Annotated in this window: 20 protein-coding genes and 5 pseudogenes; 19 read left to right on the top strand and 6 right to left on the bottom strand. The window is 69.8% G+C overall.

Annotated elements, in window-relative coordinates:
* Positions 1-44 precede the first annotated feature (44 nt).
* A pseudogene (locus tag AB8998_RS23805) lies at positions 45-164 on the bottom strand (hypothetical protein); the annotation flags it as partial.
* Between the two features lie 88 nt (positions 165-252).
* Between AB8998_RS23805 and AB8998_RS23800 the strand changes: the two are divergent.
* From AB8998_RS23800 to AB8998_RS23785, 4 genes and pseudogenes are all read left to right on the top strand, one after another.
* Positions 253-681, top strand: coding sequence for a transposase (locus AB8998_RS23800; RefSeq protein WP_369740124.1), 429 nt, complete (start codon positions 253-255; stop codon positions 679-681).
* Positions 678-1,121 carry a hypothetical protein gene (locus AB8998_RS23795; protein WP_369740122.1) on the top strand — a complete coding sequence of 148 codons (444 nt, stop codon included), beginning with the start codon at positions 678-680 and terminating at the stop codon, positions 1,119-1,121. The genes AB8998_RS23800 and AB8998_RS23795 overlap by 4 nt, the downstream gene beginning before the upstream one ends.
* 22 nt (positions 1,122-1,143) lie before the next feature.
* Positions 1,144-2,379, top strand: a complete 1,236-nt coding sequence (locus AB8998_RS23790) for an IS256 family transposase (protein WP_369741377.1) — start codon at positions 1,144-1,146, stop codon at positions 2,377-2,379.
* 42 nt (positions 2,380-2,421) lie between these two features.
* A pseudogene (locus AB8998_RS23785) lies at positions 2,422-3,114 on the top strand (transposase); the annotation flags it as partial.
* Positions 3,115-3,146: 32 nt separating this feature from the next.
* Here AB8998_RS23785 and AB8998_RS23780 read toward each other — a convergent pair.
* The 3 genes and pseudogenes from AB8998_RS23780 to cofD form a co-directional block, all read right to left on the bottom strand.
* Positions 3,147-3,481, bottom strand: a pseudogene (locus tag AB8998_RS23780) (Eco57I restriction-modification methylase domain-containing protein); the annotation flags it as partial.
* 5 nt (positions 3,482-3,486) lie between these two features.
* Positions 3,487-4,842: a coenzyme F420-0:L-glutamate ligase gene (locus tag AB8998_RS23775; protein ID WP_369740120.1), complete on the bottom strand. Its 1,356-nt coding sequence runs from the start codon at positions 4,840-4,842 to the stop codon at positions 3,487-3,489.
* Positions 4,839-5,831, bottom strand: a complete 993-nt coding sequence (gene cofD, locus AB8998_RS23770) for a 2-phospho-L-lactate transferase (RefSeq protein WP_369740119.1) — start codon at positions 5,829-5,831, stop codon at positions 4,839-4,841. The genes AB8998_RS23775 and cofD overlap by 4 nt, the downstream gene beginning before the upstream one ends.
* Positions 5,832-6,185: 354 nt before the next feature.
* Here cofD and AB8998_RS23765 point away from each other — a divergent pair, with 354 nt between their 5' ends.
* The gene (locus AB8998_RS23765) at positions 6,186-6,530 is read left to right on the top strand and encodes a WhiB family transcriptional regulator (protein ID WP_369741732.1); all 345 of its coding nucleotides are present in this window, start codon (positions 6,186-6,188) and stop codon (positions 6,528-6,530) included.
* Positions 6,531-6,565: 35 nt separating this feature from the next.
* Here AB8998_RS23765 and AB8998_RS23760 read toward each other — a convergent pair whose 3' ends face one another.
* Positions 6,566-6,988 carry a metallopeptidase family protein gene (locus AB8998_RS23760; RefSeq protein ID WP_369741730.1) on the bottom strand — a complete coding sequence of 141 codons (423 nt, stop codon included), beginning with the start codon at positions 6,986-6,988 and terminating at the stop codon, positions 6,566-6,568.
* 186 nt (positions 6,989-7,174) lie between these two features.
* On the opposite strand from AB8998_RS23760, the gene AB8998_RS23755 reads away from it, so the two are divergent.
* The 4 genes and pseudogenes from AB8998_RS23755 to manA all read left to right on the top strand — a co-directional run bounded on the left by AB8998_RS23755 (position 7,175) and on the right by manA (position 11,494).
* Complete coding sequence (locus AB8998_RS23755; protein ID WP_369740117.1) at positions 7,175-7,618, top strand: DUF3499 domain-containing protein; 444 nt, start codon at positions 7,175-7,177, stop codon at positions 7,616-7,618.
* Between the two features lie 118 nt (positions 7,619-7,736).
* Positions 7,737-9,138 (top strand): annotated as a pseudogene (locus AB8998_RS23750) (phosphomannomutase/phosphoglucomutase).
* The gene (locus tag AB8998_RS23745; RefSeq protein WP_369740116.1) at positions 9,135-10,259 is read left to right on the top strand and encodes a TobH protein; all 1,125 of its coding nucleotides are present in this window, start codon (positions 9,135-9,137) and stop codon (positions 10,257-10,259) included. Before AB8998_RS23750 ends, AB8998_RS23745 begins: the two are co-directional and overlap by 4 nt.
* 8 nt (positions 10,260-10,267) lie before the next feature.
* Positions 10,268-11,494 carry a mannose-6-phosphate isomerase, class I gene (gene manA / locus AB8998_RS23740; protein ID WP_369740115.1) on the top strand — a complete coding sequence of 409 codons (1,227 nt, stop codon included), beginning with the start codon at positions 10,268-10,270 and terminating at the stop codon, positions 11,492-11,494.
* On the opposite strand, the pseudogene AB8998_RS23735 reads toward manA, so the two are convergent.
* Positions 11,472-12,662, bottom strand: a pseudogene (locus AB8998_RS23735) (oxidoreductase); the annotation flags it as partial. The gene manA and the pseudogene AB8998_RS23735 overlap by 23 nt on opposite strands.
* Between AB8998_RS23735 and AB8998_RS23730 the strand changes: the two are divergent.
* The 10 genes from AB8998_RS23730 to lpqB all read left to right on the top strand — a co-directional run bounded on the left by AB8998_RS23730 (position 12,634) and on the right by lpqB (position 23,131).
* Complete coding sequence (locus AB8998_RS23730; RefSeq protein WP_369740114.1) at positions 12,634-14,103, top strand: amino acid permease; 1,470 nt, start codon at positions 12,634-12,636, stop codon at positions 14,101-14,103. The pseudogene AB8998_RS23735 and the gene AB8998_RS23730 overlap by 29 nt on opposite strands.
* A 97-nt stretch (positions 14,104-14,200) precedes the next feature.
* Positions 14,201-15,463: an alkane 1-monooxygenase gene (locus AB8998_RS23725; protein ID WP_369740112.1), complete on the top strand. Its 1,263-nt coding sequence runs from the start codon at positions 14,201-14,203 to the stop codon at positions 15,461-15,463.
* Complete coding sequence (locus AB8998_RS23720) at positions 15,460-15,633, top strand: rubredoxin (RefSeq protein WP_369740111.1); 174 nt, start codon at positions 15,460-15,462, stop codon at positions 15,631-15,633. Before AB8998_RS23725 ends, AB8998_RS23720 begins: the two co-directional genes overlap by 4 nt.
* Positions 15,634-15,658: 25 nt before the next feature.
* Positions 15,659-15,841 (top strand): rubredoxin, encoded by a 183-nt coding sequence (locus tag AB8998_RS23715; RefSeq protein ID WP_369740109.1) that lies wholly within the window; start codon positions 15,659-15,661, stop codon positions 15,839-15,841.
* Positions 15,842-15,904: 63 nt separating this feature from the next.
* Entirely contained in the window at positions 15,905-16,501 is a 597-nt protein-coding gene (gene alkX / locus AB8998_RS23710; RefSeq protein ID WP_369741729.1) for a TetR family transcriptional regulator AlkX, read from the top strand.
* Between the two features lie 121 nt (positions 16,502-16,622).
* Positions 16,623-18,095 (top strand): adenosylhomocysteinase, encoded by a 1,473-nt coding sequence (gene ahcY, locus AB8998_RS23705; protein ID WP_369740108.1) that lies wholly within the window; start codon positions 16,623-16,625, stop codon positions 18,093-18,095.
* A gap of 99 nt (positions 18,096-18,194) precedes the next feature.
* Positions 18,195-18,839 (top strand): dTMP kinase, encoded by a 645-nt coding sequence (locus AB8998_RS23700; RefSeq protein WP_369740106.1) that lies wholly within the window; start codon positions 18,195-18,197, stop codon positions 18,837-18,839.
* 68 nt (positions 18,840-18,907) lie between these two features.
* Positions 18,908-19,594, top strand: coding sequence for a two-component system response regulator MtrA (gene mtrA, locus AB8998_RS23695; protein ID WP_369740104.1), 687 nt, complete (start codon positions 18,908-18,910; stop codon positions 19,592-19,594).
* Positions 19,595-19,672: 78 nt separating this feature from the next.
* Entirely contained in the window at positions 19,673-21,373 is a 1,701-nt protein-coding gene (mtrB, locus tag AB8998_RS23690; protein WP_369740102.1) for an MtrAB system histidine kinase MtrB, read from the top strand.
* Positions 21,374-23,131 carry an MtrAB system accessory lipoprotein LpqB gene (gene lpqB / locus AB8998_RS23685; RefSeq protein ID WP_369740101.1) on the top strand — a complete coding sequence of 586 codons (1,758 nt, stop codon included), beginning with the start codon at positions 21,374-21,376 and terminating at the stop codon, positions 23,129-23,131.
* Positions 23,132-23,140 lie beyond the last annotated feature (9 nt).

Here is a 23,140-nt window from a genome sequence, read left to right as displayed (position 1 = left end):
GTGGGTGCGGCAACCAAGGGGGTAGATTGCCGACTTGCAAGCAACGTCAGCAGGGTGATGTCGCGGAACCGGCGCAGCAGGAAGTCGCGCAGCTGCGCGGCGTAGCCGACCTGTAGCAGTTCGGCCGGCAGCACCAGGCCCACGCGTCCGCCCTCGCGGACCAGCACCGCCCTGTGTGACAGGGTTAAGTGAGACAGCAGCAGTAGCCAATCATCGCTACAGGGCGAGACAGGATCACCATTTTCCGTGACTATGACGATCGCATCCCTGGAGGGGTGCAGTGATAATGACCAAGTGGACAACGTGCCCGATCCAGGTGCTCGGGCGCGGCGGCGCACGTTCACCGCCGAGTACAAGGCCCGCATCCTCGACGAGTACGACGCGCTGTCGGTGGGCTCGTCGGAGCGTGGTGCGTTGCTGCGCCGTGAAGGCCTGTACAGCTCGCATATCGCCGAATGGCGAAAGGCCCGTGATGCCGGTGCTCGGGAGGGTTTGTCGGCGAAGGGCAAGCCGAAGCGCAGCGCTGAGCAGGTCGAGTTGGACAAGCTGCGGCGGCGCACCACGCAACTGCAGGCTGAGCTGGATCGGACCAAGCTAGCGCTGGAGATCACGGGAAAAGCACACGCGCTCTTGGAGATGCTCTCCGAGAGCGCGGATTTCGAGCCGAAGTCCAAGCCGTGATCGGCGAGCACCTGCCCGACCTGGAGGCCGCAACCAGCACCAAACGGGCGTGCGAATTGCTGGGTGCATCGCGGGCCACGCTCCACCGCCACCGCAACCCACCACCACGGCCGGCACGGCGGGTGCGGCCCGAGCCACTGAATAAGCTCACCGAGGCCGAACGCCAGCAGATTCTGACGGTGCTGCGCTCAGAGCAGTACTGCGATCTGGCGCCGGCGCAGGTGTGGGCGCGACTGCTTGATGATGGTGTCTACCTGTGCTCGATTCGCACCATGTACCGGCTACTGGCCATTGCCGGGGAGAACCGCGAGCGGCGTCGCCAGCGCACCCATCCGGGCGTGTCATTCCATCTGTGTAAGTCCGGGGTGGTCCATCATCGGACCGCCGTTGGGCGGACAGAAGGAGTGTTTTGTGACCAAGACCATGCAGATGCCGGCTGAGGAGACGACCGCGGCGCGGCGGCTGGCCGAGATGTTCACCGAAGAGACGCTGGACTCGTTGATTAAGGATGCGGTGAAGACCGGGACCCCGATCGACGGCGCGGACGGTTTGCTGAACCAGCTGACTAAGGCCGTGCTGGAGCGGGCGCTGAATGCGGAGCTAACCCACCATCTGGGTTATGAGGCCGGCGATCCGGCCGGACGCGGATCGGGAAATTCGCGCAACGGCACCACGCCGAAAACGGTGACCACCGTCAACGGCCCGGTGCAGATCGATGCGCCGCGTGATCGCAACGGCTCGTTTGAGCCGGCGATTGTGCCGAAGAAGACCCGCCGGCTCAACAACATCAATTCGGTGGTGTTGTCGCTGTATTCACGGGGAATGACCACCCGCGATATCGAAGCCCACCTGCAGGAGGTCTATGGGGCGTCGGTGTCGCGGGAGTTGATCTCCAATATCACCGAGGTGGTGGTCGATGAGATCAAGGCCTGGCAGGCCCGCCCGCTCGATGAGGTCTACCCGATCCTCTACATCGATGGGCTGCGGCTGCGGATCGGCGACAACGGGGTCATCACCACCAAGGTCGCCTATTTGGCCATTGGCGTGGATCTGGAGGGCCGCAAACACGCCTTGGGCTGCTGGATCCAGGACTCCGAGGGGGCGAAGTTCTGGCAGAAGGTCGTCATCGACCTGCGCAACCGCGGGGTGCGCGACATCCTCATCGCCTGCTGCGACGGGCTGACCGGTCTGCCTGATGCGATCCGCTCGATCTATCCCGATACCGTGGTGCAGACCTGCGTCGTGCACGTCATTAGGAATGCGATGCGCTTCGTGTCTTATAAGGACCGCAAGAAGGTCGCCACCGCGATGCGGGCGATCTACAGTGCGCCGACCGTCGATGGAGCCGAACTCGCACTCAAGGAGTTCGACCAGCAATTCGGCGCCCAATATCCGGGTGCAATTGACGTGTGGCACAACGCCTGGGGGGAATTCGTTCCGTTCCTGGACTATCCGGTGGAGTTGCGCAAGATCGTCTACACCACCAATGCGATCGAGTCGATCAACTTCCAGTTGCGCAAGATCACCAAGAACCGTGGTCATTTCACGGACAAGGACGCCGCGATGAAGTTGCTGTACCTCGGGCTGCGCAACATCTCCAGCGAGAGAGGAGGCTATTCGGGTACTGGAACGCACAACTGGACTGTGGCGCTCAACACACTCGCCAGACTATTCCCTGGGCGAATCCCATTGTGCTAGAATACAACTCGTAGTCAAATCACCTCTGACTTACACAGAAATCGTGACAGGCTCACCCATCCGGCGCGCAAGAAACCCGAGCTGATCGCTAACGCACCAAACCGGGTCTGGTCCTGGGATATAACGAAATTGCAAGGGCCACAACGGGGTATCTTCTATCAACTCTATGTGATTATCGACATCTTCTCGCGCTACGTCGTCGGCTGGATCATCGCAGAAGTTGAGGACGGTGAGTTGGCCAAAGCATTTATCGCCGACACCATGGCCCGTCACGGCATCGCCCGCGGCCAGTTGGCCTTGCACGCTGATCGCGGCACCTCGATGACCTCCAAGCCGGTCGCCCAGTTGCTGATCGACCTGGGGGTGGACCGCAGCCACAGCCGCCCGCACGTGTCCAACGACAATCCCTACTCGGAGGCTAATTTCAAGACCCTCAAGTACTGCCCGGCGTTCCCGGGCCGGTTCGGCTCGATCGAAGATGCCCGCGCCTTCTGCACGACATTCTTCGATTACTACAACCATGAGCATCGCCACAGCGGCGTGGGCCTACACACCGTTGCATCGGTGCACTACGGCACCGCAAACGAGATCCAGGCCCAACGTGCCGCCACGCTGGATGCGGCCTACGCCGCTAACCCCGCTAGATTCCGGCACCGGCGGCCCGCTCCACCGAAGCTGCCCACCGTCGCCTGGATCAACCAACCAACCCCGGAAGCACTCATCAAATCCGCGTAAGAAACTGTCTCACCGACCTTGACACGTTCCGCCGTGCTCGCGACGACGAACGGGACCCACGCTTTCGTCAGCCGGGTCGGGCGCAGGCCCTCGCGTCGCACCAGCTCCAGCGCCGGTTCGCGCTCGCCGGATGCCCAGTTCCCAACCGGATGTAGGGCGGGTTGCCCGCGACGCCGTCCCAGCCGCCGGGCGCGGCGGCGTCCAGCCAGGTGAACAGGTTCTCGGTGTCGACGGGTGCCGGTTCGACGATGCGCGGCCCGGCCTCCCGGACCAAGCGGGCCAGGAACCGCGCCATCGGTTCGGGGGTGTCGTAGCCGCCGCGAACCTTGTCCGCCGAGGCCACCGGCTTGTCCGCGAACGCCGTCACGGGGGTCATATCTCGATCAGCAGGTCCGCGACGGGAACCGGGTCGCGCGGCCCCGTCGGCTCCTGCGCGTAGCCGATCGCGATGGCGCCCAGCGGTTCCCAGTCGGCGGGCAGGCCGAGCTCGGCGCGCACCAGGTCGGCAGCGAAGATCGTCGAGCCGATCCAGCAACTGCCCAGCCCCCGCACGGCCAGCGCCACCAGCAGGGCCTGCACGGCGGCCCCGACCGCGACCGTGAACATAGTGTGCTCGGCGCCGGTGCGGGCGGCGTCGGAATAGGTGTGCGCGCCGTCGGGAACCAGGAACGGGATGACGACCTCGGGTGCGTCGTAGAGGATCCGGCCGCGGGCCACCCGGCGCTCGATCGCCTCTGGGGGCCTGCCGTCGGCGGCCAGGTCGGCGCGCCACCGGTCCTTCATCCGGTCCAGCAGCCGCAGCCGCGTGGCCGGGGTGCGCAACCACGCGAACCGCACCGGCCGGGTGTGGTGGGGGGCAGGTGCGGTCAGCGCCTCGGCGACGGCGGACTCGACGAGCTCGGGCGGCACCGGCCGGTCGGCGAAGGAGCGCACCGACCTGCGCAGCAGCTGGGCCTGCCGGCGACCCAGCTCGAGCGCCTCGGCGGTGCCCAGCCAGAACAGGTCTTCGGTGCCCGGCCGCACCAGGTCCCGGGCCGTCGAGCCGTCGTCGGTCACGTGCAGGCCGCGCACCACGGCCACCGGCATCGCGGTCAGTTTGCCCTTGACCAGGTCGGCGGCGGCCGCGACCTCGTCGGCGACCGCGACCTCGGTGACCAGCAGCTCGTTGCCGTGGCCGTCGACGGCGCCCGAATAGTTGTGCAGCACGGCCAGACCGGCCGCGCCGATCGCCGCGTCGGTCTGGCCGTTGCGCCAGGCCCGGCCCATCGTGTCGGTGACGACCACCGCGACCTGCACGCCGAGGTGTCCCCGCAGGCCCGCGCGCAGGGCCGCGGCGCTGGCGTCGGGGTCGACGGGCAGCAGCGCGAGTTCGTCGCGGCCGACGTTGGACCCGTCCACGCCGGCGGCGGCCTGGACCAGGCCCAGCCGGCTCTCGGTGATCAGGGTGCGACCCTTGCGTGCCAGCACGCGCACCGCCTCGTCGTCGACGAGCCGGCGCCGCAGCCGGTCCCGTTCCTCGGCGTCCCGCGGCGCCGGCACCAGGCGGCCCTCGCACTTGGACACCGCCTTGCTGGTCACCACCACCACGTCGCCATCGCGCAGCCAGGGCGCGGCCGCGGCGAGGGCCGCGGCCAGGTCGTCACCCGGGCGGAACTCGGGGAGCCCGGGCACTGGCAGGATCTCGACCGCGGCCGCGGTGCCGTGCTCGCCGACGCCCGGCCCGCTCACGCGCGCACGCCCGCGAGGTCCAGCCCGGCGGCGACCATGGCGGCCGTGGCCCGCGGGTCGGTCATCACCAGCGGCACGGGACGCACCGCGACCCCCTCGACGAGCGCCTCGTCGCCGTCGTGCACCAGCCAGCAGTCCAGGATCCCGGTGCCGGCGCGCGCCCCGTAGTGGCGGCCCACCGCCTCGGCGGTGGACTCGACCCCGATCACGGACAGGCAGGCATCGGCCATGCCGCGCAACGGCTTTCCGCCGATGATCGGTGAGTAGCCGACGACCGGGGCGGTGGCGGCCCGCAGCGCACCCCGGATGCCGGGGACCGCCAGGATGGCGCCGATGCTGACCACCGGGTTGGACGGTGCCAGCAGGATGACGTCCGCCTCCGCGATGGCTGCTACGGCTTCGGTTGTGGCGCTTGCCTTTTCGGCGCCGACGAACGCGAAGCTGTGGGTCGGCACCTGGGCGCGGTAGCGCACCCACCACTCCTGGAAATGGATCGCGCGCCGGCTGTCGTCGGCCGGGTCGGTGATCACCACGTGGGTCTCGCACCGATCGTCGCTGACCGGCAGCAGCCGGGCGCCCGGTTGCCAGCGGTCGCACAGCGCCGCGGTGATCTGCGTCAGCGGGTAGCCGGCGCCCAGCATCTGGGTGCGCACCAGATGGGTGCCCAGGTCGCGGTCGCCCAGCATGAACCAGTCCGGCTGCACGCCATAGCGCGCCAATTCGTCTTTGGCGTGCCAGGTTTCGTCGCGGTGCCCCCACCCGCGCTCCGGGTCCACCCCACCGCCTAAGGTGTACATGCAGGTGTCCAGATCCGGGCACACGCGCACCCCGTGGATCCAGGCGTCGTCGCCGATGTTGACGACGGCGGTCAGTTCGTGGTCGTCGGGCGATTGCCCCGGCGCCCGGAATTGGCCCAGCCCGAGCAACTGCTGGACTCCCAGCAGGAAGCGGGCGCCGCCGACCCCGCCGACCAGAACGGTGACCTTCACAGGGCACGACAGTACCGGCCGGTCACGGTCCGGTGGCGGGCCGGGACGCGGGGCCGGAAACGGTTGTGACAGTTGTGATCGACACGCCGGGGGGCCAAAACAACAGAAACGCCGAAATTTCGTCACGAGATGGTATGGAAACGCCGTCTAACGCTTGACCGGGCACATCAACCCGTGTCTAATCACAACAGTGTCATTTCCCGGTTGGCCGGCCGTTTCCGGTGTCGCAGACCGAGATTCGATCACTTGTTCGAATGTTCGAATTGTCTGTACATCAGAACAGTGGGAACCCTTACTCTTTCAATCAGCCTGAGGAGGCGGAAACGCATGTCCTACGAACACCTTCGGGGCGTCATGGCAGGCACACCGCACACCACGTTCGGCTCAGTCCCGGTGGTGCTCGCCCGGCCGCACCTGACCGTGGTTCCCGATGCGCCGGTCGCGTTCGAACCCGAACCCGAGCCCGAGCCCATGCCGACGCCGGACCAGTGGCAGGACCGGGCCCTGTGCGCGCAGACCGATCCCGAGGCGTTCTTCCCCGAGAAGGGCGGCTCCACCCGCGAGGCCAAGAAGATCTGCCTGGGCTGCGAGGTGCGCAGCGAGTGCCTCGACTACGCCCTGGCGCACGACGAGCGCTTCGGCATCTGGGGCGGGCTCTCCGAGCGGGAGCGGCGCCGCCTCAAGCGCGGCATCATCTGACGCGACACCTCGGGCGCGACACCGCAATTGGCTCCTTATTCGTCATCGATCGTCGGGTCGATGACCGAGGGTTCGACGTCGAGGTAGATCGCCACCTGCGCCACCAGGATTTCGTGCAGTAGCTCGGCGAGTTCGACGGTGTCCTTCGCCCGTCGCTCGATTGGCTTGCGGAACAACACAATTCGTGCCCGCGTGGCGTTGCCGCGGACGTCGACGCCCGCCGGGATCAGGCGGGCCAGCGCGATCGGCCCGTCGGCGACGACCTCGGGCGGCCACTGCACGCTGTCGGGGTCCTTGGCCGCGATGCGGGGGATCTCGTCGACTGCGACGTCGAGGTCGCCCAGCCGGTCCTGCCAGCGCCGCTCGATGGGCTCGTAGGCCTCCAGGACCGCCATGTCGAACCGCTCGGCCCGGCTGCGCCACCCCGGCACCGTCGGTGGCAGCAGCGGACCGCGCATGTCCCGGCCCCGCCGGGATGCCCGGGGCGAGCCGGGCCGGCCCCCCAGCCGATCGCTGCGGCCGAAGCCGCGCCAGCCGCCGCGGGAATCACTCATCGCGCACGATGGTAACGGTTGAACATCGGACGCCGGGCGATTGCGCGTGTCCGGCGCTTCGGCGGCGTTTGTCCACGATAACCTTTCGGCGTGAACGTTCCCCGTCGCTGTTGCCGGCCCGGGTGTCCGCACTACGCCGTGGCGACTCTGACGTTCGTCTACTCGGATTCGACAGCCGTGGTGGGGCCACTCGCTACCGCGCGGGAGCCGCATTCGTGGGACCTGTGCGTCGGCCACGCCGGCCGGATCACGGCGCCCCGCGGGTGGGATCTCGTGCGCCACGCCGGGCCGCTGCCCACCCATCCCACGCATCCCGAAGACGACGACCTGGTGGCCCTGGCCGACGCGGTGCGCGAGGGCGGGCCCGGCCAGGCTTGCCTGCCCGGCTTCGCGCCGAGCGGCTTCTCCGAGCCCCAGGTGCACCGCGCCGGCGCGCATGCCACCGCGCCGAGCGGCGGCGTGCTGGCGCCTCCCGAGCACCGGTCCGGACGTCGCCGCGGGCACCTGCGCGTGCTGCCCGATCCCACCGATTAGGGCCCCGCCCGCGGCCGGCGTGGCATCGGGGCCCGCGCACCGTGGCTGCCCGGGTTCCCGCGGGGTTATAGGCTGACGGCCAAGAGGCGAAGCAATCCATGGCGTCAGGAGGCCCCGCATGTCTCGGCCCGCCGCGACTGTCCACCGTGTCGTCAAGGCCTACGACGTGCGTGGGCTGGTCGGTGAGGAACTCGACGAGCCGCTGGTCACCGATCTGGGGGCGGCGTTCGCGCACCTGATGCGCGCCGAGGGTGCGCGCCAGGTCGTGATCGGCCACGACATGCGGGAGAGCTCACCGACGCTGGCGGCGGCGTTCGCCGCCGGCGTCACCGGGCAGGGCCTGAACGTGGTGCGCATCGGCCTGGCGTCCACCGATCAGCTCTACTTCGCCTCGGGGCTGTTGGACTGCCCCGGTGCGATGTTCACTGCCAGCCACAACCCGGCGGCCTACAACGGGATCAAGCTGTGCCGCGCCGGGGCCAAACCCGTCGGGGCCGACACCGGGCTGAACGTGATCGGCGACGACGTGATCGCCGGGGTCGCGGCCTACGACGGGCAACCCGGCGCCGTCGCCGATCGCGACGTGCTCGCCGACTACGGCGCCTACCTGCGTTCGCTCGTGGACACCTCCGGGCTGCGCCCGCTGCGGGTGGCGGTGGACGCCGGCAACGGGATGGCCGGGCACCACGCCTGCCGTGCTCGGCGCTATCGAGTCGATCATGTTGCTGCCCTTGTTCTTCGAGCTCGACGGCTCGTTCCCCAATCACGAGGCCAACCCGCTCGACCCGGCCAACCTGGTGGATCTGCAGGCCTACGTGCGCGAGACCGGGGCCGACATCGGGCTGGCCTTCGACGGCGACGCCGACCGCTGCTTCGTGGTCGACGAGCGCGGCAAACCGGTGGCGCCCTCGACGGTGACCGGCCTGGTCGCCGCCCGCGAGCTCAAGCGCGAGATCGGCGCGACCGTCATCCACAACGTCATCACCTCCCGGGCGGTGCCCGAACTGATCACCGAACGGGGCGGCACGCCGCTGCGCTCGCGGGTCGGCCACTCCTACATCAAGGCGCTGATGGCCGACACCGGCGCGATCTTCGGCGGCGAGCACTCGGCCCACTACTACTTCCGCGACTTCTGGGGCGCCGACTCCGGGATGCTGGCAGCTTTGTACGTGCTGGCCGCCCTCGGCGAGCAGGACCGGCCGCTGTCGGAGCTGACCGCCGACTACCAGCGCTACGAATCCTCCGGCGAGATCAACTTCACGGTGGCCGACGCGCCGCGGTGCGTGGAGGCCGTGCTGAGGTCGTTCGGCGCCCGCATCCACTCCATCGACCACCTCGACGGGGTGACCGTCGACCTCGGCGACGGCAGCTGGTTCAACCTGCGCAGCTCCAACACCGAGCCGCTGCTGCGGCTCAACGTCGAGGCCCGCAGCGCCGAGGACGTCGCCGCCGTCGTCGATCGGGTCCGGGTGGAGATCGGCGCGGCGACCGCGGCGGTGCCGGGGGACGCCGTCCCGTGAACGCGACCCGGGCGATCGATCTCGAGGACGCCGAGGGCCTGCTGGCCGCCGACCGGGACGGCCTGCTGCGGGCGGCGTCGTCGGCCGGCGCCCAAGTGCGTGCCGTCGCCGCCGCCGCCGAGGAGGGGACGCTGGACACGCTGCGCGTCGACCACCCGCCGCGCAGCGTGATCTGGGTGGCCGGCCGCGGAACCGCCGAGACCGCCGGCGCCATCCTGGCCGCGACGCTCGGCGGCGAGGTCTCCGCGCCCATCGCGGTGCTCGGCGAGGCGCCGCCGTGGGTCGGCCCGCTCGACGTGCTGATCGTCGCCGGCGACGACCCCGGCGATCCGGCGCTGGTCACGGCCGCCGCGACCGGGGTGCGCCGCGGCGCGCGGGTCGTGGTGGCGGCACCGTATGAGGGCCCGCTGCGGGATTCCACCGCCGGCCGGGTCGCCGTGCTCGGCCCGCGGCTGTGGGTGCCCGACGAGTTCGGGTTGTGCCGCTACCTGGCCGCCGGCCTGGCCGCCCTGCGCACCGTGGACGCCAGAACGGGCATCGATCTGGAGCGGCTCGCCGACGAGCTGGACGCCGAGGCCCTGCGCAACAGCGCGGGCCGCGACCCGTTCACCAACCCGGCCAAGACGATCGCCGCGCGCATGTCCGGCCGCCGGGTCGCGCTGGCCGGCGACTGCGCCGCCACGCTGGCCGTGGCGCGGCACGGTAGTTCGATCCTGTTGCGGATCGCGCACGAGGTGGTCGGCGCCGCCGGGCTCGCCGACGCGGTGGTGGCGCTGCGCGCGAGCGACGGCTTCGGCGGTGCCGCGTCGTCGGTGGACGCGCTCTTCCACGACGAGCAGATCGACGGGCCGCTGCCCGAACGGCTGCGGGTGCTGGCGCTCACGCTGGCCGCCGAACGCACGGTGGTGGCGGCGCGCGTGGCCGGCCTCGACGACGTCCACCTGGTCTGCGCCGAGGACGTGCCGGATTTGCCGGAGGCGCCCGGCGGACCGGCCGAGGCCGGTGGTGCGGCCGGTGCCGAGCGCACGCCGACCGGTGCGGGCAGCGCCTGGGCGCAACTGGCAGTATTGGCCCTCCGGCTGGAGATGGCCGCGGTTTACATGCAACTGGTGCGGGGATAGATAGACACGTGGAACTGCTACGCGGGGCCTTGAGGACGTACGCATGGGGGTCGCGTACGGCCATCGCCGAGTTCACCGGCCGGACGGTGCCGGCGGCCCATCCGGAGGCCGAGCTCTGGTTCGGCGCACACCCGGGCGATCCGGCCTGGCTGGAAACCGAGCACGGCGAGGTGTCGTTGCTGGACGCGCTGGTCGCCGATCCGGAGGGGCAGCTCGGACCCGGCTCGCGTGCCCGGTTCGGCGACGTGCTGCCGTTCCTGGTGAAGGTGCTGGCGGCCGACGAGCCGCTGTCGCTGCAGGCACATCCCAGCGCCGCGCAGGCCGTCGAGGGCTACCTGCGCGAGGAGCGCCTCGGCATCCCGGTGAACTCGCCGGTCCGCAACTACCGCGACACCTCCCACAAGCCGGAGTTGCTGGTCGCGCTGCAGCCTTTCGAGGCGCTGGCCGGGTTCCGTCGGGCCTCGCGCACCGCGGAGCTGCTGCGGGCGCTGGCGATCGCCGAGCTGGACCCCTATATCGAGCTGCTCAACGACCAGTCCGACGCCGACGGCCTGCGGGCGCTGTTCACGACCTGGATCACCGCGCCCCAGCCCGACCTCGACGCGCTGGTCGCGGCCGTGCTGGACGGCGCGATCGCCTACGTCAGCTCCGGCGCGACCGAGTTCGCCGACGAGGTCAAGACGGTGCTCGAGCTCGGGGAACGCTACCCCGGCGACGCCGGGGTGCTGGCGGCGCTGTTGCTCAACCGCATCAGCCTGGCCCCGAATGAGGCGATCTTCGTTCCGGCCGGAAACCTGCACACCTACCTGCGGGGTTTCGCCGTCGAGGTGATGGCCAACTCCGACAACGTGCTCCGCGGCGGGCTGACCCCCAAGCACGTCGACGTCCCCGAGCTGCTGCGGGTCCTCGACTTCGAGCCCACCGCCGAGGCGCGGCTGCGCCCGCACGTCCGCCGCGAGGGTTTCGGGATGGTGTACGAGACCCCGGCCGAGGAGTTCGCGGTGGCGCTGCTGGCCCTGGAGGGCGAGTACCTCGGGCACGAGGTCGACGCGGCGTGCAGCCACGAGGGGCCGCAGGTCCTGCTGTGCACCGAGGGCGCCACGACGGTGCACGCCAAGTCCGGCTCGCTGACGCTGCGGCGCGGGATGGCCGCCTGGGTGGCCGCCGACGACGGTCCGATCCGGCTCGTCGCGCGCGAGCCGACCAAGCTGTTCAGGGCGACCGTGGGGCTGTGACGGCCCGCCGCTGCGGGGAGGCCTGCCGGCGCTCGCCCAGCCACAGCTTGAAGTTGTGCGCGATCGCCCGGCCGACGAGCCGCGGCGGCGGCACCATGTAGAGGCTGTCGAGCAGCGAGAACCGGCGCAGAAACCATTCGGCCAGCGCGGGTTCGGTCTCGGCCGCGCCGAGGAACTGGTCGAACAGCGCACCGACCGGCCGCCACCAGCGGGGGATGGGGTCGGTCTCGGCGTGGTGGAAGCTGACGTCGCCGATGGCGTTCATCAGCCACACCGGGTAGGTGGTCCTGGCGGTGGCCCGGTTCAGCGTCGCCGCCACCCGGTGCTCCGGCTGCTGCAGCGCCCGCCGCAGGTGCCCGGCCTGCAGCGACGCCATCGTCATACCCTGCCCGAAGGTGGGGTTGAAGCTGGCGACCGCGTCGCCGAACGGCACGATACCGCCCGGGAAGCGGTCCAGTTTGTCGTAGCGCCGCCACCGGCTGGTCGGGAACGCGTGGAACGCCGGCTCGTCGAGGGGCTCCGCCTGCGCCAGCGCGGCGGTGAAATGCGCCGGCAGCAGCTCGCCGGCCAGCGCCAGCATGTCCGGGAACGTCTGCGGCGGTTTGGCGTCGGCCACCCCGAAGGTGGTGAGCACCCAGGTGCCGTCCTCGTAGCACAGCATGCCCAGCCCCAGCGACTGGTCGTGGGAGGCCCGACGACGACCTTCTCGGCGATCAGGCCGTCGGGGACCGTACCCGGGTGGCGTAGTTGATGCCGATGTCCAGGGTCGATCACTGCTCGAGCCACACCGGTAGCCGGGTGCCGCGGCCGGCCGCGTCGACGACCAGGCCGGCCGGCACGAACTCGGTGCCGCCGGGGTCCAGCAGCACCCCGGTGACCCGCTGCCGGGCCCGGTGGCTCGGCGACAAAGTGCCGCACGATCTCGACGTTGGCGATGTCGCGGACGCGCCGGCGCAGCTGCCATTCCAAATGTGCCACGTAGGCGGTGAATTCGGTGGCGCAGGTGGATGCAGTCGGGCCGGTTCTCGAGCATCGGCACGCCCGCGGCGACCATGTCGCAGTCCGTCGAGCAATCGATCGCGGCGCCGAGGTGGATGCAGTCGGGCCGGTTCTCGAGCATCGGCACGCCCGCGGCGACCATGTCCTGCAGCAGCCCGGGGAACAGGCCGTCCGACACCGACGAGCCGGACACCCGGCTGCGCAAGGACCTCAACTGGTGGGACCTGGTGGTGTTCGGCGTCGCGGTGGTGATTGGCGCCGGCATCTTCACGGTGACCGCCTCGACCGCCGGCGACATCACCGGCCCGGCGATCTGGGTCTCGTTCGTGATCGCGGCGGTCACCTGCGCGCTGGCGGCGCTGTGCTACGCCGAGTTCGCCTCCACGCTGCCGGTGGCCGGCAGCGCCTACACCTTCTCCTACGCCACCTTCGGCGAGTTCCTGGCCTGGATCATCGGCTGGAACCTGTTGCTGGAACTGGCGATCGGCGCGGCCGTGGTGTCCAAGGGCTGGTCGACCTACCTGGCGACGGTGACCGGATTCGCCGGTAGCCGCCTGGCACTGGGATCGGTCCGGCTCGACTGGGGGGCGCTGCTGATCGTCGCGGTGGTGGCGACCCTGGTCGCGCTGGGCACCAAGTTGTCGTCGCGGTTCTCGGCGGTGGTCACCGGCGTCAAGGTGGCGGTGGTGGTGCTGGTCGTGGTGGTCGGCGCCTTCTACGTCAAGGGCTCGAACTACTCGCCGTTCATCCCGCCGCCCGAAGCGGGCCACGAGGCCTCGGGCGTCAACCAGTCGGTGCTGTCGCTGCTGACCGGGGCGCACAGCAGCCATTACGGCTGGTACGGCGTGCTGGCGGGGGCGTCGATCGTGTTCTTCGCGTTCATCGGCTTCGACATCGTGGCCACCATGGCCGAGGAGACCAAGCGGCCCCAGCGGGACGTCCCCAAGGGCATCCTGGTGTCGCTGGCGATCGTCACGGTCCTCTACGTCGCGGTGTCGGTCGTGCTGTCGGGCATGGTGCCTTACTGGAAACTCAAGACCGTCCCGGGCCTGGGGCAGGCCAACCTCGCCACGGCGTTCACCGCGAACGGTGTGCACTGGGCCAGCAAGGTCATCGCGGTCGGGGCGCTGGCCGGGCTGACCACCGTGGTGATGGTGCTGATCCTCGGGCAGTGCCGGATCCTGTTCGCGATGGCGCGCGACGGGCTGTTGCCGCGCTCGCTGGCCAAGACCGGTGCGCGGGGGACCCCCGTGCGGATCACCGTTCTGGTCGCGGTGGTGGTGGCGCTGACGGCCTCGGTGTTCCCGATCGACAAGCTCGAGGAGATGGTCAACGTCGGAACGCTGTTCGCGTTCGTCCTGGTCTCCGCCGGTGTCATGGTGCTGCGCCGCACGCGTCCCGATCTCGAGCGCGGCTTCCGGGCGCCGTGGGTGCCGCTGCTGCCGATCGCCTCGATCTGCGCCTGCGTGTGGCTGATGCTCAACCTCACCGCGCTGACCTGGATCCGTTTCGGGGTTTGGCTGCTCGTGGGGATCGGCATCTACCTCGGGTACGGGTACCGGCACTCGGCGCAGGGGCTCCGGGAGGCGGACCGGGTGGACGCCGCGTAATCGCTTTACAAAATAGCATCTTATGTCTAGACATGAGACGTATCAGGTCTTATTGTCAACCTCAAGTAGTGGTGTGACTCATGAGGAGGTTTGGCATATGACCACGCTCAACTCCCGGGCGGGCCGGGACGTCGAACGAGCCGAGGCGCCGGTCTGGCGGGACAAGAAGCGCCGGCTGTGGCTGCTCGGGCTCGTCGCCCCGACGGCGTTGTTCGTGATGCTGCCGTTGATCTGGGCGCTCAACCGGCTCGGGTGGCAGACCGGCTCGCAGGCGTTGCTGTGGATCGGCCCGCTGCTGGTCTACGTCGTGCTGCCGATCCTGGACCTGCGCTTCGGGCCGGACGGGCAGAACCCGCCCGACGAGGTGATGGAACGGCTGGAGAACGACAGGTACTACCGCTACTGCACCTACGTCTACGTCCCGTTCCAGTACTTGAGCGTGGTGATGGGCGCCTATCTGTTCACCGCTTCCGACCTGAGTTGGCTGGGCTATGACGGCGCGCTCGGCTGGGCGGGCAAGCTCGGCGTGGCGCTGTCGGTCGGCGTGCTCGGCGGTGTCGGCATCAACACCGCGCACGAGATGGGCCACAAGAAGGACTCGCTGGAGCGCTGGCTGTCGAAGATCACCCTGGCGCAGACCTGCTACGGGCACTTCTATATCGAGCACAACCGCGGCCACCACGTGCGGGTCGCCACCCCGGAGGACCCGGCCTCGGCCCGCTTCGGGGAGACGTTCTGGGAGTTCTTGCCGCGCAGCGTGTTCGGCAGCCTGCGCTCGTCGCTGCGGCTGGAGGCCCAGCGGCTTCGGCGGCTCGGCCGCAGCCCGTGGGACCCGCGGACCTACCTGTCCAACGACGTGCTCAACGCCTGGGGAATGTCGGTGCTGCTGTGGGGCGTGCTGATCGCGGTGTTCGGCCCTTCGCTGATTCCGTTCGTGCTGATCCAGGCCGTCTTCGGGTTCAGCCTGCTCGAGGCGGTCAACTACCTCGAGCACTATGGGCTGCTGCGGCAGCAGACCGCCGGCGGGCGCTACGAGCGCTGCGCGCCGGTGCACAGCTGGAACTCCGACCACATCGTCACCAACCTGTTCCTGTACCACCTGCAGCGGCACAGCGACCACCACGCCAACCCGACCCGCCGCTACCAGACGCTGCGCAGCATGCAAGGCGCCCCCAACCTGCCCAGCGGGTACGCGTCGATGATCTCGCTGACCTACTTCCCGCCGCTGTGGCGCAAGGTGATGGACCACCGGGTGCTCGCGCACTACGACGGTGACATCACCAGGGTCAACGTGCAGCCGCGCCTGCGGGCCAAGATGCTGGCCAGGTACGGGGCGCCCGAACAGGCGGAGGCGGCATGACCGCCTACCGCTGCCCGGGCTGCGGCTACGTCTACGACGAGGCCGAGGGCAATGCGCGCGAGGGCTTCCCGGCCGGCACGGCCTGGGATCGGATCCCCGACGACTGGTGCTGCCCGGACTGCGCGGTGCGCGAGAAGGTCGACTTCGAAATCGTGACTTCGAGACCGTGACTTCGAAACCCTGAGGAGTGAACCGATGAACGACTACAGGCTCTTCGTCTGCGTGCAGTGTGGCTTCGAGTACGACGAGGCCAAGGGCTGGCCGGAGGATGGCATCGAGCCCGGCACCCGCTGGGACGACATCCCCGAGGACTGGAGCTGCCCGGACTGCGGCGCGGCGAAGTCGGACTTCGAGATGGTGGAGATAGCGCGCCCGTGATCGGCCACCGCCATCCCCGCGAATGCGGCCGCGAAAACAGATATCGTCGCGCCTGTGAAGCGGATGCCGTACGCCGAGGCCTCGCGGCTGCTGCTGCGCGACTCGGTGCTCGACGCGATGCGGGAACTGCTGCTGGCCCGCGACTGGTCCGCCGTCACGCTGTCCGACGTGGCCCGCGCCGCCGGCGTCAGCCGGCAGACCATCTACAACGAGTTCGGCTCGCGGCAGGGCCTGGCGCAGGGGTACGCCCTGCGCCTGGCCGACCGGCTGGTCGATACCGTGCACGCCGCCCTGAACGCCCATGTCGGCGACATCTACGAGGCGTTCCTGCACGGCTTTCGCGACTTCTTCGCCGAGTCGGCGGCCGACCCGCTGGTGATCTCGTTGCTGACGGGGGTGGCCAAGCCCGATCTGCTGCAGATCATCACCACCGACAGCGCGCCCATCATCGCCCGCGCGTCGAGCCGGCTGACGACGGCGCTCACCCAGAGCTGGGTGGCCGCCAGCGACGAGGACGCCGGCGTGCTGGGCCGCGCTATCGTGCGGCTGGCGCTGAGCTACGTGTCCATGCCACCCGAGGCCGACCACGACGTCGCGGCCGACCTGGCCCGGTTGATGACGCCGTTCGCGGAGCGCCACGGCGTGGTCAATCTGCCCTGACGGCCTGCCCCGACTCTCCCTGATTGAGGGCCCGCGACGCCGCCTACTACAGTGGCGGAAGAACATACTAAAGCTAAGTACCGCTAGTGACGGTGAGCCTCGAGTAAGGATGAGAGACGCTATGACGACGACCGAAAAATCGCTGAGTGCCGACGTCCGGAACGGCATCGACTTCAAGGTTGCCGATCTGTCGCTGGCGGATTACGGGCGGCGCGACATCGAGCTCTCCGAGCAGGAGATGCCGGGTCTGATGTCGCTGCGCCGGGAGTACGCCGACGTGCAGCCCCTCAAGGGCGCGCGGATCTCGGGCTCGCTGCACATGACGGTCCAGACCGCGGTGCTCATCGAGACCCTGGTCTCGCTGGGCGCCGAGGTGCGCTGGGCGTCGTGCAACATCTTCTCCACCCAGGACCACGCGGCGGCGGCCGTCGTCGTCGGCCCCTACGGCACCCCCGAGGAGCCCAAGGGAGTTCCGGTGTTCGCCTGGAAGGGCGAGACGCTGGAGGAGTACTGGTGGGCCGCCGAGCAGATGCTGACGTGGCCCGACCAGCCGGCCAACATGATCCTCGACGACGGCGGCGACGCCACCATGTTGGTGCTGCGCGGCGCCCAGTACGAGAAGGCCGGCGTGGTGCCGCCCGCCGAGGACGACGACCCCACCGAGTGGAAGATCTTCCTGGAGCTGCTGCGCCGCCGTTTCGAGACCGACAAGGGCAAGTGGACCAAGATCGCCGAGTCGGTCAAGGGCGTCACCGAGGAGACCACCACCGGCGTGCTGCGGCTCTACCAGTTCGCCGCGGCCGGTGATCTGGCGTTCCCGGCGATCAACGTCAACGACTCTGTGACCAAGTCCAAGTTCGACAACAAGTACGGCTGCCGGCACTCCCTGATCGACGGGATCAACCGCGGCACCGACGTGCTGATCGGCGGCAAGAAGGTGCTGATCTGCGGCTACGGCGACGTGGGCAAGGGCTGCGCCGAATCGGTCAAGGGTCAGGGGGCGCGGGTCGTCGTCACCGAGATCGACCCGATCAACGCGCTGCAGGCGCTGATGGAGGGCTACGACGTCAAGACGGTCGAGGACGCCATCGCCGAGGCGGACATCGTCATCACCGCCACCGGCAACAAGGACATCATCACGCTGGCGCACATGAAGGCGATGAAGGACCATGCGGTCCTGGGCAACATCGGGCACTTCGACAACGAGATCCAGGTCGCCCAGCTCGAGAAGTCGGGCGCGACCAGGACCAACATCCGCCCGCAGGTCGACCTGTGGACGTTCCCCGACAGCGGCAAGTCGATCATCCTGCTGTCCGAGGGCCGGCTGCTGAACCTGGGCAACGCCACCGGCCACCCGTCGTTCGTGATGAGCAACAGCTTTTCCAACCAGGTGATCGCCCAGATCGAGCTGTGGACGAAGAACGACGAGTACGACAACGAGGTGTACCGGCTGCCCAAGCACCTCGACGAGAAGGTGGCCCGCATCCACGTCGAGGCGCTCGGCGGCCAGCTGACCAAGCTGACCAAGGAGCAGGCCGAGTACCTCGGCATCGACGTCGAGGGCCCCTACAAGCCGGACCACTACCGGTACTGAGCCCCGATATGACCGCGAGCGTGCGTGTTTGTACGGCGGCACGCCGTAACGCACGTACAACTGCGCACGCTCGCGCGATGGCGTAGCTGGGCTCGCGGCGTGCTGATCGCGATCGAAGGGGTCGACGGCGCCGGCAAGCGGACGCTGACCGACGGGCTGCGCAAGGCGTTCGAGGCCGCCGGCTGGTCGGTGGCCACGCTGGACTTCCCGCGCTACGGGCGATCGGTGACCGCGGACCTCGCCGCGGAGGCGTTGCACGGCGAGCACGGCGACCTCGCGTCGTCGGTCTACGCGATGGCGACGCTGTTCGCGCTCGACCGCGCGGGGGCCGTCGGCGAGATCGAGCACCTGGGCCGCGATCACGACGTGGTGATCCTGGATCGCTACGTCGCCTCCAACGCGGCCTACAGCGCCGCGCGGCTGCACCAGGACGCCGCGGGGGAGGCGGTCGCGTGGGTGCACCGGCTCGAATATGGCCGGCTGGGGTTGCCCGCGCCGGACTGGCAGGTGCTGCTCGCGGTGTCCGCCGAACTCGCCGGGCGGCGGGCGCGCCACCGGGCCGCCGTCGAGCCGGGCCGGCAGCGCGATGCCTACGAGCGCGACGACGGGCTGCAGCAGCGCACCGGCGCGGTGTATGCCGGGCTGGCCGCCGCGGGCTGGGGTGGGTGCTGGCAGGTGGTCGAGGCGGACGTCGATCCGGCCCGTCTGGCGGCGACGCTGAGGGCTCCGCAGGCCGGAAATTGACGGTTTTGGCCGCCTAGCGCAAGAAACGCTGGTGTGGCGCCCGTAATTTGTCCCGATCTGGTGACACCATGGAGACCATGAGGCAAAGGATTCTCGTCGTCGATGACGACGCTTCGCTGGCCGAGATGCTCACCATCGTGCTGCGCGGGGAGGGCTTCGACACCGCGGTCATCGGCGACGGTACCCAGGCCCTGACCGCGGTGCGCGAGCTGCGGCCCGACCTGGTGCTGCTGGACCTGATGCTGCCCGGCATGAACGGCATCGACGTGTGCCGGGTGCTGCGCGCCGACTCCGGCATCCCCATCGTGATGCTGACCGCCAAGACCGACACCGTGGACGTGGTGCTGGGCCTGGAGTCCGGCGCCGACGACTACATCATGAAGCCCTTCAAGCCCAAGGAGCTGGTCGCGCGGGTGCGCGCCCGGTTGCGCCGCAACGACGACGAGCCGGCCGAGATGCTGTCTATCGCCGACGTCGAGATCGACGTGCCGGCGCACAAGGTCACCCGCAACGGCGAGCAGATCTCCCTGACCCCGCTGGAGTTCGACCTGCTGGTCGCGCTGGCACGTAAACCGCGTCAGGTGTTTACTCGTGATGTGCTGCTCGAACAGGTGTGGGGATACCGGCACCCGGCGGACACCCGCCTGGTTAACGTGCACGTCCAGCGCCTGCGGGCCAAGGTCGAGAAGGACCCTGAGAACCCGACCGTGGTGTTGACCGTTCGAGGAGTGGGGTACAAGGCCGGACCCCCGTGATCCGCGATGCTGAGGAGCGGCGCCGGTGATCCGCGTCGGTGACGATGCAGAGCGAAGCGATGCTGAGGAGCGGCGCCGGTGATCTTCGGCTCACGCCGACGCACTCGTAGTCGCTGGGGCCGCTCGGGTCCCCTGCCTCGCGGCATGGGCGCGGTCAGTCGCGCCGTGGCCGTCGCCTGGCGCCGATCGCTGCAGCTGCGCGTGGTGGCGTTGACTCTAGGGCTGTCGCTCGGAGTGATCCTGGCGCTCGGCTTCGTGCTGACCAGCCAGCTCACCAATCGCGTGCTCGACGTTAAGGTCCGAGCCGGCATCGAGCAGATCGAGCGGGCGCGTACGACGGTCGGCGGCATCGTCAGCGGCGAGGAGACGCGCTCGCTGGACAGCAGCCTGCAGCTGGCCCGCAACACGCTGACCTCCAAGACCGACCCGGCCTCGGGCGCAGGGCTGGCCGGCGCGTTCGACGCGGTGCTCATGGTGCCGGGCGACGGCCCCCGCGCCGCCACCACGGCCGGACCCGTCGACCAGGTGCCCAACGCGCTGCGGGGTTTCGTCAAGGCGGGGCAGGCGGCCTATCAGTACGCCACCGTGCACACCGACGGCTTCTCGGGGCCCGCGCTGGTCATCGGCTCGCCGGCGTCATCGCAGGTGGCCAACCTGGAGCTCTACCTGATCTTCCCGCTGAAGAACGAGCAGGCCACGATCACGCTGGTGCGCGGCACGATGATCACCGGGGGTGCGGTGCTGCTGGTGCTGCTCGCCGGGATCGCCCTGCTGGTGTCCCGCCAGGTGGTGGTGCCGGTGCGGTCGGCGTCGCGGATCGCCGAGCGGTTCGCCGAGGGTCACCTGTCCGAGCGGATGCCGGTGCGCGGCGAGGACGACATGGCGCGGCTGGCGATGTCGTTCAACGACATGGCCGAGAGCTTGTCGCGGCAGATCACCCAGCTCGAGGAGTTCGGCAACCTGCAGCGCCGGTTCACCTCCGACGTCAGCCACGAACTGCGCACCCCGCTGACCACGGTGCGCATGGCCGCCGACCTGATCTACGACCACAGCGCCGATCTCGACCCCACGCTGGCGCGTTCCACCGAGCTGATGGTCAGCGAGCTGGACCGGTTCGAGACGCTGCTCAACGACCTGCTGGAGATCTCCCGGCACGACGCCGGTGTAGCCGAGCTGTCCGTGGAGGCGGTGGATCTGCGCGCCACCGTGCGCAGCGCGCTGAGCAACGTGGGTCACCTGGCCGAGGACGCCGGCATCGAGCTGCAGGTGGACCTGCCCGCCCACGAGGTGATCGCCGAGGTGGACACCCGCCGGGTGGAGCGCATCCTGCGCAACCTGATCGCCAACGCCATCGACCACGCCGAGCACAAGCCGGTGGAGATCCGGATGGGCGCCGACGAGGACACCGTCGCCGTCACCGTGCGCGACCACGGGGTCGGGCTGCGCCCCGGCGAGGAGAAGCTGGTGTTCAGCCGGTTCTGGCGCGCCGACCCGTCGCGGGTGCGGCGCTCCGGAGGCACCGGGCTGGGCCTGGCGATCAGCATCGAGGACGCGCGCCTGCACCAGGGCCGGCTGGAGGCCTGGGGCGAGCCCGGCGAGGGCTCCTGCTTCCGGCTGACGCTGCCGCTGGTGCGCGGCCACAAGGTGACCACCAGCCCACTGCCCATGAAGCCTGTCCCGCAAGCGAATTCGCAGCCGATTCCGCAGGCCGCCGACACCGGCCCGCAACACCGCAAGGACCGCCAGCGCCAGCGCGAGCCCGCCGAGAGGAGCGGGTAGATGCGGCGCCTGCTCTCCCTGCTGTTCGCGGCGGTCCTGCTCGGCGGCTGCGCGGGGGTGCCCAACACGTCGGCGCCGCAGGCCATCGGCACCGTCGAGCGGCCCGCGCCGTCCAACCTGCCCAAGCCGACGCCGGGCATGGACCCCGACGTGCTGCTGCGGGAGTTCCTCAAGGCCACGGCGGACCCGGCGAACCGGCACCTGGCCGCCCGCCAGTTCCTCACCCAGTCCGCGTCCAACGCGTGGGACGACGCCGGCAGCGCGTTGCTGATCGACCATGTCGTTTTCGTGGAAACGCGTGCAGCCGACCGTGTCTCGGCGACGATGCGGGCCGACATCCTGGGTTCGTTGTCCGACATGGGGGTGTTCGAGACCGCCGAGGGCGTGCTGCCCGACCCGGGGCCGATCGAGCTGGTCAAGACGTCGGGCGGCTGGCGTATCGACCGGCTGCCCAACGGCGTGTTCCTGGACTGGCAGCAGTTCCAGGCGACCTACAAGCGCAACACGCTCTACTTCGCCGATCCGACCGGCAAGACGGTGGTGCCCGACCCGCGCTACGTCGCGGTGCCCGACCACGACCAGCTGGCCACCGAGCTGATCTCCAAGCTGATCGCCGGGCCGCGCCCCGAGATGGCCCACACCGTCCGCAACCTGCTCGCCCCGCCGCTGCGGCTGCGCGGGCCGGTCACCCGCGCCGACGGCGGCAAGAACGGGATCGGCCGCGGTTACGGCGGTGCACGCATCGACCTGGAGAAGCTGTCCACCACCGATCCGCACAGCAGGCAACTGCTGGCCGCCCAGATCATCTGGACGCTGGCCCGCGCCGACATCCGCGGGCCGTACGTGATCAATGCCGACGGCGCACCGCTGGACGACAGGTTCGCCGAGGGGTGGACCACCTCCGACGTCGCCGCCACCGACCCGGGCGTGGCCGACGGCGCCGGGGCCGGGTTACACGCGCTGGTCAACGGCGCGCTGGTGGGCCTGGACGGCCAGCACACGACGACGGTGCCCGGGGCCTTCGGGCGGATGCCGGACCAGACCGGGGCCGCGCTGTCCCGCAACGGCCGCCAGGTTGCCTCCGTGGTGACGCTGCGCCGCGGCGCCCCGGACCAGGAGGCGTCGCTGTGGATCGGGGACCTCGGCGCCGAGGCGGTCCAATCCGCCGACGGGCACACCCTGTCGCGGCCCAGCTGGTCGCTGGACGACGCGGTCTGGGTGGTCGTGGACGGCAACAACGTGCTGCGGGCCATCCAGGAGCCCGCCTCCGGACAGCCCGCGCGCATCCCGGTCGATTCCGCGGCCGTCGCCAGCCATTTCCCGGGACCGATCACCGACCTGCAGCTGTCTCGGGACAGCACCCGCGCCGCGATGGTGATCGGCGGGCAGGTGATCCTGGCCGGCGTCGAGCAGACGCAGGCAGGCCAGTACGCCCTCACCTACCCGCGGCGGCTCGGCTTCGGGCTGGGCAACTCGGTGGTCTCGCTGTCCTGGCGGACCGGCGACGACATCGTGGTCACCCGCACCGACGCCACGCACCCGGTCTCCTACGTGAACCTCGACGGGGTGAACTCCGACGCGCCCGCGCGCGGCTTGGCGCTTCCGGTGACGACGGTCGCGGCCAACCCGTCGACGGTGTACGTCGCCGGTCCCCAGGGGGTGCTGCAGTACTCGGCGTCGGCCGGCGAAGGCCAACCACGCTGGTCGGAGGTTCCCGGGTTGACGACCGTCGGGGCGGCCCCGGTGTTGCCGGGCTGAGTTGTCGTG

This window comes from Mycobacterium sp. HUMS_12744610 (genome assembly GCF_041206865.1).
In the GTDB taxonomy this organism is placed as follows: domain Bacteria; phylum Actinomycetota; class Actinomycetes; order Mycobacteriales; family Mycobacteriaceae; genus Mycobacterium; species Mycobacterium servetii.
This window is presented reverse-complemented; position numbering and strand designations above follow the sequence as displayed.

Bases quoted from the DNA above. Each gene is read 5' to 3' on its own strand.
- AB8998_RS23800 (WP_369740124.1), top strand. From the start codon at position 253: ATGACGATCGCATCCCTGGAGGGGTGCAGTGATAATGACCAAGTGGAC.
- AB8998_RS23765 (WP_369741732.1), top strand. From the start codon at position 6,186: ATGGCAGGCACACCGCACACCACGTTCGGCTCAGTCCCGGTGGTGCTC.
- AB8998_RS23760 (WP_369741730.1), bottom strand. From the start codon at position 6,988: ATGCGCGGTCCGCTGCTGCCACCGACGGTGCCGGGGTGGCGCAGCCGG.
- AB8998_RS23730 (WP_369740114.1), top strand. From the start codon at position 12,634: ATGTCCTGCAGCAGCCCGGGGAACAGGCCGTCCGACACCGACGAGCCG.
- AB8998_RS23725 (WP_369740112.1), top strand. From the start codon at position 14,201: ATGACCACGCTCAACTCCCGGGCGGGCCGGGACGTCGAACGAGCCGAG.
- AB8998_RS23720 (WP_369740111.1), top strand. From the start codon at position 15,460: ATGACCGCCTACCGCTGCCCGGGCTGCGGCTACGTCTACGACGAGGCC.
- AB8998_RS23715 (WP_369740109.1), top strand. From the start codon at position 15,659: ATGAACGACTACAGGCTCTTCGTCTGCGTGCAGTGTGGCTTCGAGTAC.
- alkX (WP_369741729.1), top strand. From the start codon at position 15,905: ATGCCGTACGCCGAGGCCTCGCGGCTGCTGCTGCGCGACTCGGTGCTC.
- ahcY (WP_369740108.1), top strand. From the start codon at position 16,623: ATGACGACGACCGAAAAATCGCTGAGTGCCGACGTCCGGAACGGCATC.
- mtrA (WP_369740104.1), top strand. From the start codon at position 18,908: ATGGAGACCATGAGGCAAAGGATTCTCGTCGTCGATGACGACGCTTCG.
- lpqB (WP_369740101.1), top strand. From the start codon at position 21,374: ATGCGGCGCCTGCTCTCCCTGCTGTTCGCGGCGGTCCTGCTCGGCGGC.